14 protein-coding genes are annotated in these 15,329 nt (G+C 71.4%); 5 read left to right on the top strand and 9 right to left on the bottom strand.

The genetic code is table 11. The features are described 5' to 3' along the window. Nucleotides 1–5: 5 nt before the first annotated feature. The 5 genes from K5S26_RS08185 to K5S26_RS08165 form a co-directional block, all read right to left on the bottom strand. Entirely contained in the window at nucleotides 6–1,325 is a 1,320-nt protein-coding gene (locus tag K5S26_RS08185) for an LLM class flavin-dependent oxidoreductase (protein WP_221857498.1), read from the bottom strand. Next, nucleotides 1,322–2,662 (bottom strand): O-acetylhomoserine aminocarboxypropyltransferase/cysteine synthase family protein, encoded by a 1,341-nt coding sequence (locus K5S26_RS08180; RefSeq protein WP_221857497.1) that lies wholly within the window; start codon nucleotides 2,660–2,662, stop codon nucleotides 1,322–1,324. Before K5S26_RS08180 ends, K5S26_RS08185 begins: the two co-directional genes overlap by 4 nt. 91 nt (nucleotides 2,663–2,753) lie before the next feature. Continuing rightward, nucleotides 2,754–3,197 carry a Fe-S cluster assembly sulfur transfer protein SufU gene (sufU, locus tag K5S26_RS08175; protein ID WP_221857496.1) on the bottom strand — a complete coding sequence of 148 codons (444 nt, stop codon included), beginning with the start codon at nucleotides 3,195–3,197 and terminating at the stop codon, nucleotides 2,754–2,756. Beyond that, nucleotides 3,194–4,450 carry an aminotransferase class V-fold PLP-dependent enzyme gene (locus K5S26_RS08170; RefSeq protein WP_221857495.1) on the bottom strand — a complete coding sequence of 419 codons (1,257 nt, stop codon included), beginning with the start codon at nucleotides 4,448–4,450 and terminating at the stop codon, nucleotides 3,194–3,196. Before K5S26_RS08170 ends, sufU begins: the two co-directional genes overlap by 4 nt. A 129-nt stretch (nucleotides 4,451–4,579) precedes the next feature. Beyond that, nucleotides 4,580–5,074, bottom strand: a complete 495-nt coding sequence (locus tag K5S26_RS08165) for an acyl-CoA thioesterase (RefSeq protein WP_221857494.1) — start codon at nucleotides 5,072–5,074, stop codon at nucleotides 4,580–4,582. Between the two features lie 431 nt (nucleotides 5,075–5,505). Between K5S26_RS08165 and K5S26_RS08160 the strand changes: the two genes are divergently transcribed. Genes K5S26_RS08160 through K5S26_RS08150 form a run of 3 tightly spaced genes read left to right on the top strand, consistent with a single transcriptional unit; the run spans nucleotide 5,506 to nucleotide 8,766 of the window. Further along, a complete protein-coding gene (locus K5S26_RS08160; RefSeq protein ID WP_308122842.1) occupies nucleotides 5,506–6,837 on the top strand; it encodes a quaternary amine ABC transporter ATP-binding protein in 1,332 nt (443 codons plus the stop codon). Beyond that, a complete protein-coding gene (locus tag K5S26_RS08155; RefSeq protein ID WP_221857492.1) occupies nucleotides 6,837–7,790 on the top strand; it encodes an ABC transporter permease in 954 nt (317 codons plus the stop codon). The genes K5S26_RS08160 and K5S26_RS08155 overlap by 1 nt, the downstream gene beginning before the upstream one ends. 52 nt (nucleotides 7,791–7,842) lie before the next feature. Continuing rightward, nucleotides 7,843–8,766 (top strand): glycine betaine ABC transporter substrate-binding protein, encoded by a 924-nt coding sequence (locus K5S26_RS08150; RefSeq protein WP_221857491.1) that lies wholly within the window; start codon nucleotides 7,843–7,845, stop codon nucleotides 8,764–8,766. Nucleotides 8,767–8,914: 148 nt separating this feature from the next. Here the strand turns inward: K5S26_RS08150 and K5S26_RS08145 are convergent, their stop codons facing one another. Next, nucleotides 8,915–12,034: a metallophosphoesterase family protein gene (locus K5S26_RS08145; RefSeq protein WP_221857490.1), complete on the bottom strand. Its 3,120-nt coding sequence runs from the start codon at nucleotides 12,032–12,034 to the stop codon at nucleotides 8,915–8,917. Between the two features lie 170 nt (nucleotides 12,035–12,204). On the opposite strand from K5S26_RS08145, the gene K5S26_RS08140 reads away from it, so the two are divergent. Both K5S26_RS08140 and K5S26_RS08135 read left to right on the top strand, forming a co-directional pair. Further along, nucleotides 12,205–13,005: a GntR family transcriptional regulator gene (locus tag K5S26_RS08140; RefSeq protein WP_221857489.1), complete on the top strand. Its 801-nt coding sequence runs from the start codon at nucleotides 12,205–12,207 to the stop codon at nucleotides 13,003–13,005. Nucleotides 13,006–13,096: 91 nt separating this feature from the next. Beyond that, nucleotides 13,097–13,642, top strand: a complete 546-nt coding sequence (locus K5S26_RS08135) for a type 1 glutamine amidotransferase domain-containing protein (RefSeq protein ID WP_221857488.1) — start codon at nucleotides 13,097–13,099, stop codon at nucleotides 13,640–13,642. On the opposite strand, the gene K5S26_RS08130 is transcribed toward K5S26_RS08135, so the two are convergent. From K5S26_RS08130 to K5S26_RS08120, 3 genes are read right to left on the bottom strand one after another with little or no spacing between them, the layout of a single operon-like run. Continuing rightward, complete coding sequence (locus K5S26_RS08130) at nucleotides 13,643–14,551, bottom strand: SURF1 family cytochrome oxidase biogenesis protein (RefSeq protein WP_221857487.1); 909 nt, start codon at nucleotides 14,549–14,551, stop codon at nucleotides 13,643–13,645. It lies immediately after the preceding gene. Further along, complete coding sequence (locus K5S26_RS08125) at nucleotides 14,548–14,784, bottom strand: hypothetical protein (RefSeq protein ID WP_221857486.1); 237 nt, start codon at nucleotides 14,782–14,784, stop codon at nucleotides 14,548–14,550. The genes K5S26_RS08130 and K5S26_RS08125 overlap by 4 nt, the downstream gene beginning before the upstream one ends. Then, complete coding sequence (locus K5S26_RS08120) at nucleotides 14,781–15,260, bottom strand: DUF3099 domain-containing protein (protein WP_221857485.1); 480 nt, start codon at nucleotides 15,258–15,260, stop codon at nucleotides 14,781–14,783. Before K5S26_RS08120 ends, K5S26_RS08125 begins: the two co-directional genes overlap by 4 nt. Nucleotides 15,261–15,329: the final 69 nt, after the last annotated feature.

The raw sequence follows: 15,329 nt of genomic DNA, 5'->3' as shown, positions 1-15,329 counted from the left end.
CCCGGTCAGAACGCCGCGAGGTTCGCGCGCAGTCCCCCCGGGACGTACTCGGTGCGCAGGATGCCGCGACGCCGAAGGATCGGCACCAGCTCGTCGAGCGTGCGGTGCAGCGTGACCGGGTGCAGATCGCCCCAGAGCAGCACTCCGTCGTTGCCCCATTCGCCGAGCTCCTCGATGTAGTCGGCGAACTCGTCCGCGGTGCCCACGAAGCCCGTGCGATCCGTCAGCCTCCCCAGCCGTGCCAGATCGCTCAAGAGCACACGCAACGGCGTCGTCTCGATGTCCCGATCTCCCACGAGGCGCCGGATGCTGCCCTGCGAGACGTGCGCTCCGAAGACCGAGCTCCCGAGCGGCTTGTCGAGGTCGAACGACGTGAGGTCGGTCTCGAGGTCGCTGGACTGCTTGTCGGCGATCCGTCGCAGCGCGTCGTCGTCGGGGTCCCTCGAGCCCGCCACGATCCGCTCTGCCTCCTCGGCGCTGGCGACGATCACGGGCTCCAACGCGAACAGGATCCGCACGTCGTCCGGGCGCCGTCCGCCCTCGATCGCGGCCGTGTGGACGCGCTCGCGGTAGGCGCGCACGCTGCGCTCGTCCATCGGCGACAGCGCGAGCTGCACATCCGAGTTCGCGCCCGCGAAGGCCAATCCCCTGCCCGATCCACCGGGGGACGCGATCACCGGCTCTCCGCCCGTGCCGAAGGGCAGCGCGTTGAGGGGGCCGTCGAAGGCGAAGTGCTCTCCCCGGTGACGCGTCGGGCGCAGCCGTGACCCGTCCGCGTACCGGCCACGCGCAGGGTCAGCGATCAAAGCGCCGTCGTCCCAGCTGCCCCACAGCTGTCGCAGACCGGCCAGCCACTCCTCTGCCCGGTCGTAGGCGGCGTCGTGCCCCAGCTGCGGAGCGTCACCGAAATGGCGCGCGCTTCCGGTGTCGGTGACGACGTTGAGACCGAGTCGGTGCCCGCTGAGATGCTGCAGCGTGGCGAACTGCCTCGCGGCGGTGTACGGCAGCGAGGCGGCCGGGTTCACGGTGGGGACCACGCCCAGGTGGCGGGTGACCTCGAACAGATAGGGCGCGAGCAGCAACGGGTCGTGCTTCGGGCCGCCGAACGCCTGCCGAACCCGCAGGTCGATCGTGTCGGGCGAACCGAGCGAAGGCGCGTCCTCGATCAGCAGGAGGTCGAATCCGGCCTGCTCGAGCACACGAGCGGACTCCTGGTAGAGCCGTGGCTCCGTCCAGCGATAGTTCCAATCGAGCGCCGGCGTCCCCCAGCCGTGCGGGCCGAAGCCCCGCGCGAGGAACCAGCCGAAGTGCTGTGCTCTGGTCATGCGCCCGCCTCCCGCGCCGCCGCGAGGCCGCGGGCCAGGTCCTCCCGCAGGTCGGCGGCGTCCTCGATGCCGACCGACAGGCGCAGCGTGCCCGGCCTGACGCCCACCTCGAGGCGCTCGGCCGGCGTGCGATTGACGTGGCTGGTGCTCGCCGGGTGCAGGACGAGCGACCGCACGTCGCCGATGTGCGTCATGTGGGTGAGCAGCTGCAACGCCTCGACGAACGCCCTGGCGGCGGCCGCCCCTCCCCGCAGCGTGAAGGTGAACACGGCACCATGCCCGTCCGGCAGATAGCGCTCCGCGAGGTCGGGGCGCGGGTGCGAGGCGAGGCCCGCATAGTCCACCGACTCGACCTCGTCCCGCCCCTCGAGCCAACGGGCGATGAGAAGCGCGCTGTCGGACTGGCGCCCGACGCGCAGGCTCAACGTCTCGATGCCCTGTCCGATCAGGAACGCGTTGAAGGGCGACAACGTCGATCCGAAACGCGGCGCGACGGTCTCCCGTGCGTAAGCGATGCGCGCCCGCCCTGCCGCGCGCTCCGCCACGCTCGGCCCGCCGAGACGATGCCGCTCGACCAGGTGCGGGAAGAGCGAGCCCGAACGATCGATGTCGAAACGCCCGTCGTCGACGATCACGCCGCCGATGACGGCGCCCTGACCGGCGAGGAACTTGCTCGCCGAGTGGATCACGATGTCCGCCCCGTGCTCCAACGGACGCAGCAAGTACGGCGTCGCCATCGTGTTGTCCACCACCAACGGTATGCCGTGCTCGTGAGCGACCTCGGCGATGGCGGCGATGTCGAGCACGTCGTTGCGCGCGTTGGAGAGCGACTCCGCGACGAGCGCCCGGGTCTGTGGACGGATGGCGGCGCGCCACGCGTCGGGATCGCCGATGTCCGTCACGAAGTCGCTGGACACGCCGAACCGGCCGAGGTTGTCGGCGAGAAGACCACGCGTGCCCTCGTAGATGTGCGTCGACGCCACGACGTGGCCGCCGGCGGAGACGAGACTCAGCAAGGCCACCGCCAGCGCGGCCTGACCGCTCGCGACGAGCAGCGCCTCCGCACCGCCCTCCAGCTCCGCGATCCGCGACTCGACGGTGTCGATGGTGGGATTCGCGATGCGCGTGTACGCGTAGCCCGCGCCATCGCGGAAGTGCGCCTCGGCCGCGTCGTACTCGTCGAAGCTGAACCCCGCCGTGAGATAGATCGGCGTCGTGCGCGGCGTCGCCGCGGCGGCGCGCACGCCCGCGTGGACCTGTCGGGTGCTGAACCCCTGGCGCGGCGCCGTGTCGTGCGCCCGTTCGCCGACGGACGTGCTGTCAAGGATCACGGTCATGGGCCCCTCCTTCGGGGCGACCGTCAGAGTGCGCCCCGGCGAGCCATGTTGGCATTCCCGGAGCGCGAGCGGCGCATCAGGAGACGCCTTGTTACGCCGCTCCCGCCTGGTTCAGGCACGCCTCCAGGGCGACCCAGCCCAGCATCGCGCACTTGACGCGCATCACGTACTTCGCGACCCCCTGGAACGCGGCCGCGTCCTCGAGGCTCTCCGGCGGCTCCGTGGTCCCTCGCGAGCGCAGCATGGCCCGGAACTCCTCGACGCGCGCCAGCGCGTCGAGCCTCGAGGCGCCCGTCAGCATGTCCGACATCACCGAGGCCGACGCCATCGAGATGCTGCAGCCCTGGCCCTCCCAGACGAGCCGCGAGATGCTGCCGTCGTCGTCGACCGTGACGCCCATCGTGATCTCGTCGCCGCACGACGGGTTCAGCTCGTGATGGGTGTGCTCCGCGGTGGCCGGGTCGCCCTTCCCCACCGGATGGCGCGAGTGATCCAGGATCAGCTCGCGGTAGAGCTCCTCCAGCTCGGCGCTCATCGGTCGGCTCCGAAGAAGGCGCGCACCTCGGCCAGCGCGGCGCCGAGGCGCGCGACGTCGTCGGCGTTCGTGTAGACGTAGGCGCTCGCGCGGGTGGTGGCGGCGACGCCGAGCGCACGGTGGAGCGGCTGCGCGCAGTGATGCCCCGTGCGCACGGTGATGCCGCGGTCGTCGAGGAACTGGCCCACGTCGTGCGCGTGCACGCCGTCCACGACGAAGCTGACGAGCCCCGCGCGTTCCGCTCCGGCGCCCGGGCCGAAGAGCCGCACGCTGGGGACGGACAGCACCGCGTCGACCAGCAGGCCCGCCAGCTCCGCCTCGTGCGCCCGGACGCGGTCCATGCCGATGCCCGACAGGTAGTCGGCGGCGGCGCCGAACCCCACGGCCTGGGTGACCGGCTGGGTCCCCGCCTCGAAGCGCTGGGGCGCCGGGAGGAACTCGGCGCCCTCGAGCGTGACGGTCGTGATCGTCGACCCTCCCGTGCGGGCCGGCGGCAGGCTGTCGAGCAGCTCGGCGCGGCCGAACAGGGCGCCGACGCCCGTCGGGCCTAGCATCTTGTGGGAGGAGAAAGCCGCGAAGTCGACGCCGAGCGCCCCGAGGTCGAGGGGCAGGTGCGGAGCCGACTGGCACGCGTCGAGCACCGTCAGGGCGCCCACCGACCTCGCCAGCTGCACGACCTCGGCGACCGGGGCGATGAGCCCGGTCACGTTGGACACGTGGGCGAACGCGATGAGCCGGGTGCGAGGACCCACGACCGCGGCGAGGTCGTCGATGGTCCACAGCCCCTGCGCGTCCACGTGGACGGCGCGCAACGCGGCTCCCGCGCGGCGTGCCAGCCTCTGCCACGGGATGAGGTTCGCGTGGTGCTCGGCGGCCGTCACGACGATCTCGTCGCCGGCTCCGATCGCGAGCTCGGGCGCGCCGAACAGCGCAGCGTCGGAGAGCCCGAGGGCGACGACGTTGAGCGAATCGGTGGCGTTCTCGGTGAAGACGATCTCGCGCTCACCCGCGCCGACGAACCGGGCGATGCTCTCCCGGGCGCCCTCGAAGGCCCACGTGGCCTCTCCGGTCGCCATGCTCGAGCCGCGGTGCACGGCGGCGTACTCTGTGCGCGCGAACGTGTCCTCCGCCTCCAGCACCGCGTCGGGGCGCTGAGACGTGGCGGCCGAGTCGAGGTACGCGCGGTCGGCGTGGGTGCGCAGGTACGGGTACGCGCCGCGAGCGAAGGCGGCGGCGGGCGAGGTCGTGGTCATGGGTCTCCCTGGTCGGCGAGAAGGCCGTCTTCCAGTGTCCCGCAAAACGCGGCGACTCGGGTCGGCCGAGAGCCTTCGATGGACGGACCGCGGGCGTCCGACGCCGTCGCGCCTGCGGGCTCCGTCAGGTCAGCGGCGCGCGAAGGCGATCGGCTCGCCGACGTACGGCGCCCACACCTCGCGCACGTCGGCGGGGAGCCGGGTGGGACGACCCGACGCCGTGTCGACCAGGACGACCACCGACGACGCACGCGCGTAGAGCGGCGGCGGCTCGTCCCCGGCCGGGGCGGCGGACGCGGGACCGAACACCTCGTAGCAGACCTCGACGCTCGAGCCGCCGAGGCGCCCGATCCACAGCTGGACGTCCAACGGCTTGTGGCCGTACGGCACCGGCCGCAGGTACTCGATCTCCTGCCGCGCGATCAGCGTCGCGACGGCCCCGTCACCCTCCAGCACGTCCGCGCCGAAGACGGCCGTGGGCGCCTGGTCCGCGGGATCCTCGGAGCGCCAGAAGGCGCGCAGGCGCGCCTCCTCGAGGAGCTTCAGCATCGAGGTGTTGTTGACGTGCCCGAGGGCGTCGAGATCGCCCCAGCGGCGGTGGATCGGGATGTGGACGCGCGTCATGAGGTCCATTCTGTCGTTCGGCGGCGCTGACGGCGGCCCTGGCGACCGCGACGTCACGATAAGGTAACGATGGCCGTCGCGCCGATGACGCCGCCGAATCGCTCCAGGGCCGCGAGATCATGCGGATCTCAGGGGTGGGAGTGGCCGACGGAGGGCGCGACCGGGCCGCACGGCCGGTTGTTAGCGTGGTGGAGGCCTCACCACTGCGCTCCTTCGCGCGCCGTGGGACCGCGGAGCCGGCCGACGCGTCCGACACGATCCGGCTCCATCCATCCAGGCCCGCGCGTGCCGGTTCCGACCGGCATTCGTATGGCCGACGATCACCGCCGCACCCTCGGCGGCCTGTGCGCGACGCCGCTGCGTCGCACTCATCGTCTGCCCGGACCGCTACCGATCACCGAGCGCGCGACGCGCGCCCGGCAGAGGAGAACGTGACCGACAACGAGAACGCCCCCGCCCTGCGCGCCCGCAATCTGTTCAAGATCTTCGGCAAGCGCACCCAGGACGCCGTCGAGAGACTCCGCTCGGGAACCCCGCGCGACGAGCTCGACCCCGGGACCACCGCCGCCGTGATCGACGCCTCCTTCGAGGTGCGACGCGGCGAGATCTTCGTGGTCATGGGGCTGTCCGGGTCGGGCAAGTCGACGCTGATCCGCATGCTCAACGGCCTGCTGGAGACGACCTCGGGCGAGATCGAGGTCGGCGGCGACGAGATCACGGGCGTCACGCCGTCGCGGCTGCGCGCGATCCGGCGCGATCGCGTCTCGATGGTGTTCCAGCACTTCGCGCTGCTGCCCCACCGCACGGTCGTCGCCAACGTGGCGTACCCCCTGGAGCTGAGGGGCACGAGCAGTGCCGAGCGCATGGCGAAGGCCGAAGAGGTGCTCGACATGGTCGGCCTCGCCGGCTGGGGTGACAAGCTCCCGTCCGAGCTTTCCGGAGGTATGCAGCAGCGCGTCGGGATCGCGCGCGCTCTCGCCGCAGACACCGACATCCTGCTGATGGACGAGGCGTTCAGCGCCCTTGATCCGCTCATCCGCCGTGAGATGCAGGAACAGCTGCTGGAGTTGCAGCGGAAGCTGAGGAAGACCATCGTCTTCATCACCCACGACCTCAACGAGGCCATGTTCCTCGGCGACCGGATCGCGGTCATGCGCGACGGCCGCATCGTGCAGATCGGCACGCCCGAGGACATCCTCACCGACCCCGCCAACGACTATGTCGAGCAGTTCGTTCAGGACGTCGACCGCGCCCGCGTGCTCACCGCCGGCAACGTCATGGAGCGGCCCCGCCCCGTCGTCACCGAGAGCGGCGGCCCACGACGCGCACTTCGCGAAATGCGTGACGCCTACTCGTCCGCTGCCTATGTGGTCGACCGCGATCGCCGTCTTCTCGGGATCGTCAACGATCGCGACGCCATGAAGCAGATCCGTAAGGGAGACAACACCCTCACCCCCATTCTCAAGCCCGTCCCGCAGAGCGTGAGCAGGGACGACGTGCTCATGGATCTCTTCGTACCGTCCGTCGAATCTCAGCTCCCCCTCGCCGTGACGGATGAGCAAGGTCACCTCGTCGGCATCATCCCGCGCATCACTCTGCTGGCGGCCCTCGGCCCCGGCCCCAGCGCCACCGAGGAGATGACCCTCCCGGTGCCGCCCCTGTCCTCGGCCGAGATCGACGAAGTGCTCGGTGAGACCGCCACCGCGGCGGGCGACGCGCACGCCGCGGTCTTGAACGATGCAACCGAAGGCGAGGTGCGCTGATGGATGGACTCCGCATCCCGGTCGGCCTGTGGGTCGAGACGGCCGTCGACTGGGTCAAGGACAATCTCGACGGCCTGCTGGATGTCATCAGGTTCGTCGTCAGGTTCCTCGTCGACGGTCTGACGGACGTCCTGCTGGGCACGCCGATCATCGGTGTCATTGTCGTAGCCGCTCTCCTCGCCTGGCTGGTGCGCTCCGTGTGGATGGCCGCGGGGACGGCTGTATCGTTCCTGCTGATCCTCAGCATGAACCTCTGGGTGGCTGCGATGCAGACCCTCGCACTCGTGCTCGTGTCGGCCCTCATCGCGGTCGTCGTCGCGATTCCGCTCGGAATCTGGTCGGCGCGCAGCGCCGCCGTGCGTGCGGTCGTCAAGCCAGTGCTCGACTTCATGCAGACGATGCCGGCGTTCGTGTACCTCATTCCCGCGATCGTGTTCTTCAGCATCGGCGTTGTACCCGGCCTGGTCGCTACCGTGATCTTCGCGCTGCCGCCCGGCGTGCGCATGACCGAGCTCGGCATCCGCGGGGTCGATTCCGAGACTGTCGAGGCAGGACGCGCGTTCGGTGCGACGCCGGGACAGATCCTGAGGGGCATTCAGCTGCCGCTCGCGATGCCGACCATCATGGCGGGGGTCAACCAGGTCATCATGCTCGCCCTGTCAATGGCGGTCATCGCAGGCATGGCGGGTGCAGACGGCCTCGGAAAGCTCGTCGTCGAGGCCATCTCAACGGTCAATATCGCCAAAGGCGTGGAAGCGGGCCTCGGCGTGGTGCTGATCGCGGTGTACCTCGACCGGGTCACCGCCGCTCTCGGCGCGCCAAGCGACTTCCGTTCGTCGCTCCTGGGCGTCGCCCTGCGCCACCGGGGCAAGGACGCTGCCGCGCCGACAGAGGACGCCACCGCCAAGCCAGATGAGCGCGTCGCCGCCGGTTCACGCAGGGACGCTCCCTGATTTCGTCTGAAGCCCTTCGCAACACAGCAGGAACAACGAAAGGAAAAGCACCATGAAGAAGTACCGCCACATCACGTCCGCCGTCGCCCTCGGGGCCGTGGCGTCCCTCGCACTCGCCGGCTGCGCCACCGGCAACGACACCGCGGGCGGCGGCAGCTCCGACAACGGCGACGGCGGCGACAAGGGCACCATCACGCTCGGCTTCCTTCCCTCCTGGTCCGACGGGCTGAGCATGTCCTACCTGCTTCAGGACCAGCTCGAGAAGCTCGGCTACACGGTCGAGCTGGAGACGCTGACGGAGGCCGGGCCGCTGTACACCGGTCTCGCCCAGGGCGACGTCGACATGTACCCGTCGGCGTGGCCGGAGGTGACGCACGTCGAGTACATGAACGAGTACGGCGACGACCTCGAGGACCTCGGCGCCTACTACGAGAACGCGAAACTGACGATCGCTGTACCCAGCTACATGGACATCGACTCGATCGAGGACCTCAAGGGCAACGCCGACCGCTTCGGCGGCAGAATCATCGGCATCGAGCCCGGCGCCGGCCTGACCCGTCAGACGCAAGAGGAGATGATGCCCGCGTACGAGCTCCAGGACGAGTACACCCTGGAGACCTCCTCCACCGCCGCGATGCTCACCGTGCTCGGCGAGGCCATCGAGAACGAGGAAGACGTGGTCGTCACGCTGTGGCGTCCGTTCTGGGCCAACAGCACATACGACGTGAAGGATCTCGAAGACCCGAAGGGCGCTATGGGCGAGGCTGAGACGCTGAACTTCATGGGCCACAGCGGCTTCACCGAGGAGTTCCCGGAGGCCGCCGAGCTCGTCGGCAAGATCAAGCTCGACGACGACCAGTACGGCTCGCTCGAGGACCTCGTGGTCAACGAGTTCGGCGAGGGTAGGGAAGCCGAAGCTGTCGACGCATGGCTCGACGAGAACGGCGACCAGTTCGACTGGGTCGTCGCCGAGTAAGACCCGCTCCGCACGAAGAGGCGGGGGGGGGGCGGGGGGGGGGGGGGGGGGCGGGGGGGGGGGGGGGGGGGGCGGGGGGGCGGGGGGGGGGGGGGGGTTCGGGGGGCCCCCCGGGCCGGGCGGGGGGCCCCCCCCCCCCCCCCCGCCGCTACGCGCGTCGGGAGGTCGAGTGCCTCCGCCGCAGCGCGAGCGCGCCGCCGGCCGCCAGCAGCAGGAGGGCCGCCCACACGGCGGTGACGCCTGTGCTCGCACCGGTCGCCGCGAGGGGCGCCGGAGCCGCTCGCACGACGAGCGGCAGCTCGACCGTCGTCCCGTCGTCGCGGACGACCACGAGGGTGTGGGCGCCTTCCTCCGTCTCCGCGGGGATCGTGAGCGTGGCCCGGAGTGCGCCGTCGCCGTCCGCCCGCGCCGAGCCGAGACGGACCGGCGTGGAGTGCAGGTCGAACGCCACCGCCTCCTCACCACGGAGCCCCGCGCCGTGCACGATGAGCTCGCCGCCGGCGGTGACCGTGTCCGTGCTCAGCGTCAGCCGGACGTCCGTCGACGCGTCGGGCGCGGCCGGGTCGCCCTCACCGGCCGGGACCTGAGGAGCGGCGGGGGTCGCCGGATCGACCGTCTCCTCGGCGGGCTCGCTCGGAGCCGTCGGGTCGGCGGGCTCCGTCGGCTCGGAGGGTTCCGTCGGGTCGGCGGGCTCCGTCGGGTCGCTTGGCTCGCCGGGTCGGGTCGGTTCCGTGGGATCTGACGGGGACGTGGGTTCCGCGAGGTCGCCGGGCTCTGTCGGCTCGCTCGGCTCGGAGGGCCCCGTCGGGTCGGCGGGCTCGCTCGGCTCCGTCGGCTCGCTCGGCTCCGTGGGCTCGCCAGGCTCGCTCGGCTCCGTCGGCTCGCCAGGCTCTGTGGGCTCCGCGGGCTCGCCAGGCTCGGTGGGTTCGGTCGGCTCGGTCGGCTCTGTCGGCTCGGTGGGCCGGGGGACATCCACGTGCTGCAGCTCGGTGCCGCCGGTGGCGGAGAACGAGTAGACCGTCACGCGCACGCGGTCCTCGTAGAGCTCGGCGCGCAGGCCCACCGGATCGGCGCCGCCGATCGCGGTCTCGTTCCAATCGCCGCTCGGACCGTACATGGTGGTCACGGCGCCGGTGTTGACGATCGTCGGGGCGTCCGCGAGCGTCGGATCGGTGCGCTGCTCCACCGACCAGTCGTTCAGGGTGGGCGACCAGTGCGTGTGTCCGTTGAACATGATGACGTTGGGGTTGGCGTCGAGCAGCGACTGGAAGCGCGCCTGCTCCTCGTCGTAGTCGTTCCGATAGAAGTTCGCGTAGGAGCCCGACACCGAGTGGGGCAGGAGATGGTGCGAGAAGAGCAGCACGGGCTGGTTCTGCTCTCGCCAGTGCGCCAGCCGCGACTGGAGCCACGTGAACTGCTCGTCCGAGAGGCTCACGAACGGACCGGAGCCGGTCTTGGCGCCGTAGTCGTAATGCTCGCTGCCGATCCAGAGCAGCGGCAGCTGGTCGTCGACGACGATCTCGCCCCACAGGCCGCCCTCGCCGCCGATCTCGCGCATGCCGGTGCGGTCGAGGAACCGGTCCTGGAACTCCTGGGAGGTGCTTCCGGTGCCGTAGTACTCGTGGTTGCCGATGGTGGAGACGACCGTGCCGTAGTCGTCGCCCCCGCCGGCCGCGAGCGCGGCCAGATAGCCGTCGTACTGCGCCGCATATCCCTGGCTGACGAGATCGCCGTTGGACACCAGGACGTCCGCGGCCGGCGTCATGCCCGCCAGACCGGGGAGCACCTGGTCCCGCAGCCGTGCGTTCGCTCCCTGGACGTCGCTGAAGATGTCCACGGCGCTCGCTGCGACCGCATCCTCCGCCAGGGCGGGAAGCGGCCGGACGAGCTTCACGTCGTCGAGCATCCACGAGCCCGCGGCCGCCTCCGCCTCGAAGGCGAAGCGGAGCGCGAGCCGCTGTGCGCCGGCGGGGACGCTGACCGGCATCCGCAGCTGGGCCGACTCCTGGTCCTCCGACAGGGTGTGCAGCACCGCCTCCTCGCCGTTGTCGAAGACGGCCGTCACGGTTGCCTCCTGCGCCGCACCGCGTTCGCGATGGTGGCTGTCGACGCGCAGCTCCAGGTCGTCGCCGCCGGTCACGGGGATCATCGCGGACGTCAGCGTGCCGGCGAACGCACCGTCCGCCTCGGCGGCCGCGATTGTGCCCGACGCGCGCGTGAACGCGTGACGACGATCGGTGCCTCGACCCTCCACGACCTCGTCCAGGGTGGTCAGCTCCCATCCGCCGTCCGCGGTCCACGCGGACGGATCCTCGAAGCCGTCGAACCACACGATGTCCTCGGATGTCGCAAGGGGGACGGGCGACTCGACCACGGTGAGCCCGAACACCGTCTCGGTGACGCCTTCCCCACGCACGCGGAGCGTGTGCACGCCGGGCGCCGTCTCGGCGGGCACGGCGACGACGAAGTCGCTCTTCCCCTCGGCGTCGGCGGCCGGCACGCCCGGCACCTCCGTGCCCTGCTCGCCGAGCAGCACGGAGATCCGCTGGCCTTCGCGCAGGCCGCCGACGGACAGCGCTGCGCTCGAGCCGGTTCGCACCACGGGCTTCGTGCCGGAGAGGAGGACGGGAACCGCGTCGGCCGGCTCCGCCTCGACGATCTCGACGTCGTCGATCATCCAGTACCAGTTGTTGCTGCTGTCGCGATAGGACCAGCCGACCTCGATCTGCTGTGCGGCCGCGGGGACGTCGAAGACGGCCTCGACCTCCTCGTCGAGGCGATCGGCGGAGAAGCGCTCGACGGTGAAGGGCTCACCGCCGTCGACGCGTGCGACGAGAGCGGCGGTCTGGGGGCTCTGGCCCTGTCGATAGTGACTGTCGAACGTCACCGAGACGGCGGCCGTGCCCTCGTCGATGGCGCGCGGCGGCGACCAGAGCACGGAGCTGAAGCGCCCCGAGGCGGGGCGGTTCTGGTCGGAGTGGACGACGGCCACGATGCCCTCGGAGCGGCTGAAGCCGCCGCGCTGGCCGCTCGAGCCCCAGGTGGAGACGACGTCGGATGCGGCGTGGAACGACCAGCCCCGCCAGCCGTCGCGCATTCCGTCGACGTTGGCGTTCTCGATCGTCCAGCCCGCGGGCGGCTCCGACGGCGAGGCATCCGAGAAGCCCTCACGCGCGGGCTCGGCGGCCTGCGCGGAGACGGCGCCGGTGAACAGGAGCGCGAGCGCCGCGGTGGTGGCGGTGACGGCTCGGGGGAGTCTGGGTCTCATCTGCTTTCCTTCGGGAGCAAGGGCCTCCGACGACGACTGCGGTCGCCGTCTCTGCGACGAGCCTCGTCGCCGACAAGTAGTCATGACAACTTGGGCTGACTTCATTTCACGCGACGTTCACCGTCCGGACGTGTGCGACGCTGGATGGCGGATTCGAGAGAGCAGGTGTCATGACAAGCGCGACGCAACAGACCAGGGGTCCGCTCCACGAGCAGGTGTACGAGGAACTGCGGCGACGGATCGACGACGGCCGATGGTCAGAGGGCGAGAAGGTCCCCAGCGAGCACGCCCTGATGGCCGAGTTCCGCGTGTCTCGCGCGCCCGTGCGTCAGGCCCTGACCCGGCTCAGGGCGGAGGGGTCTCTGGAGGGCGGACGGGGGACCCCGCCGCGCGTGCGCCGGGTGGTCCCGACACAGCCCTTCCACACGTTCATGTCCTTCACCGAGTGGGCGCACACCGTCGGCCGCGAGCCTGGGCAGCGCGTCGTCTCCGCGACGCGACGACCCGCCGACGCGCCGGCGGCGGCCGATCTGGGCATCGACGAGGGGGAGCACGTCGTCGAGATGCTCCGCCTGCGGCTGCTCGACGGCGCACCGGCGATGCTCGAGCGCTCCGTCTTCCCGCTCGACGTCGGCCTGTTGCTGCTCGGCGTCGACCTCGATGCGGGCAGCATCTACGGGGCGATGCGAGCGCACGGCCTCGCGCCGGCTCGCGCCCGGCACGTGATCGATGCGATCGGGGCGGACGGCCCCGATGTCGCCGAGCTGGGCGTGGTGCGGGGCGCGCCGCTGCTCCGCGTGCGGCGGGCGTCCTGGACGGCATCCGGGAAGATCCTCGAGGCGGCCGATGACCGCTACCTGCCGACGATGGCGAACTTCGTCATCGAGAACTCCTCCGCCGACGAGTCGCGTCTCCGGCGGTCGACCGCCGAGGCTCCCCGGGCGACGTCCCCCGGAGCGGGCGGCCGCTAGCGGCGCGACGGCGCGATGTCGAGGCCCTTGCCCGGCGGTCGGCGGTCGGGCTGCAATGGACTCTCATTCACTCACGACGAGAGGAGCCGTCATGGCCGTTTCCGGGAAGAGGGTCGCGTTCCTGCTGACCAAGGGCGTCGAGCAGGTGGAGCTCACGAGCCCGCGGGAAGCCCTGGAGGGCGCCGGGGCGACGACCGTGATCGTCTCGCCCTCGGAGGGCACGCTCCAGGCGATGCAGGGCGACTGGGACCACGGCGACGTCTTCGACGTCGACGTGCCGCTGGGCGAGGCCGGCGCGGGGGACTACGACCTGCTGGTGCTGCCGGGAGGCACCCTGAACGCTGACGCGCTGCGCCAGGACGACCGCGCCGTCGAGCTCGTCAAGGACTTCTTCGCCGCGGGCATCCCCGTCGCCGCGATCTGCCATGCGCCGTGGATCCTGGCGGACGCCGGGCTCGCGGAGGGGCGCACTCTCACGTCGTACGCGTCGCTCGAGACGGATCTGCGCAACGCGGGCGCCGACTGGCGAGACGAGGAGGTCGTCATCGACGGGAACCTCATCACCTCCCGCAACCCCGGCGACCTCGATGCGTTCAACGCGGCGATCGTCCAGGCGCTGCAGGACACGGAGGCCTGATCACGCTCCGGCGTCGATGAGGGCGTCTTCCTCCTCGGCGTCGCGGTCGCGACGCCCGGTGCGCCTCGGGCGCCCGGGTCGCGGCCGTCGAGCCGCCGCGGAGGGGGTGCGCTCGTGGTCCGGCTCGTCCTCGCCGGGGACCTCATCGTCCAGGTCGTCGTCGGGCTCGAGCTCCTCGCGGCGGGCCCGGATCTCGGTCCGGATCATGTAGGCGATGAAGGCGAAGCCCATGATGGCGAACAGGATCCATTGGATCGCGTACGACAGGTGCGGACCCGGGTCCTCCGTGGGCGGAGACAGCTCCTGCGGGCGCTCCGCCGGCGCCGGGTCCTCCGACACCATCAGCCCGTAGAACGCCGTCTCGGTGCTCGGGCCGGTGGCCGATGCGATGGTCGGCAGGTGGATCGTCGGCACCTGGCCGTCGGGAGCGGTCCGGCCGGAGGCGGGCAGCGACTCGCCGGGGCGCACCCGGGCGATCACCTCGACCTCGCCGTCCGGCGCCGCGGGCACCGCGTCCGGGGTCGTCTGCTCGCCGGGAGGCACCCAACCCCGGTCGATGACGACGATGCGACCGTCGACGAGCTGGAAGGGGACGAGCACCTCGAAGGCGCTCGTGCCGCCCTGGGCGCGGTTGCGCACCAGCAGCTGGTCGTCGTCGAGATACCGGCCCGTCAGGGTCACGGGATGCCACTCGTCCGAGGGCGCGTACCCACGGTCGAGGACGTCCTCCACGGGCGTGGGCGGCGCGTCGTAGTTGCGCTCGACGAGCGCGAGGGTCTCGGCGCGCGCCTCGTTCCGCTCGAACTGCCAGTGCGACAGGAAGCCGCAGGCGATCGCGAACAGCACGGCGACCAGCGCGTAGCCGGCCCAGCGTCTCGCCGCCTGGCGCACGAACGGCGAGGCGCTCATCGGCGTTCCTCCGCGCGACCGGCGTCGGCGACGACCCCGGGTGCGACCTCGAGAGGGAAGTCGCGGGCGGCGAGGAAGTCCCGGAGGTAGTCGACGTGGTCGTCGCAGGCGAGCCACACCTTGCGCCGTTCGGCGGAATGGATGCGGGGGTTGCGCCACCGGATCGACCATGCGGCGGCGGCGGGGCAGCCGGCGCGCGAGCAGGTCGGCGCGACGGGATCCAGACCGATCATGCCGCGTCCGGGCCGTCGACTCGTCGGCCCGCGTCTCCCGGCGTCGCGGGCGGCGCATCGGGCTTGCCATGCCCGTCCCCTCCCGCAGCCGGCGTGTCGGCCTGGGGAGAGCGGGTCGGGGTCGTGGCCGAGGTCTCGGCGATGCGGATCACGGAGTGCGGTTCTGCTCGATGCTGCTCCGGCTCCGCCGGGCGGTCCTCGATCGCGGTCTCGGGACTCTGGGCGACGGAGACCGTGCGGCCGCTCGCGGCGTTCGCGCCGACCACCGCGAAGTAGGGGAGGAAGACTGCGCCGACGGCGAAGACGATGCTGTACCAGCCGTACGGCTGGATGCAGACCATCAGGACCAGGCAGGCGATGCGGATGCCCATCGTGAGCAGGTAGTTGCGCACGCGGTCGCCCGCGTCGTCGGCCGGTGCGATCGGCAGCGACGTCGCCGACTGCGCGGCGGGTGCGTCTTTCCTGGGCGTCTTCACGGTGCCTCCAGCCTACGCCGCCGGGGTCGTCGCGGCTGCCCCGCCGGGTGTCCCCGGCGCGGGGCGCGG

It is taken from the genome of Microbacterium marinilacus (genome assembly GCF_019753765.1).
GTDB lineage: Bacteria > Actinomycetota > Actinomycetes > Actinomycetales > Microbacteriaceae > Microbacterium > Microbacterium marinilacus.
The sequence above is the reverse complement of the archived record's forward strand: the minus strand, read 5'-3'. Positions and strand labels throughout refer to the sequence as shown.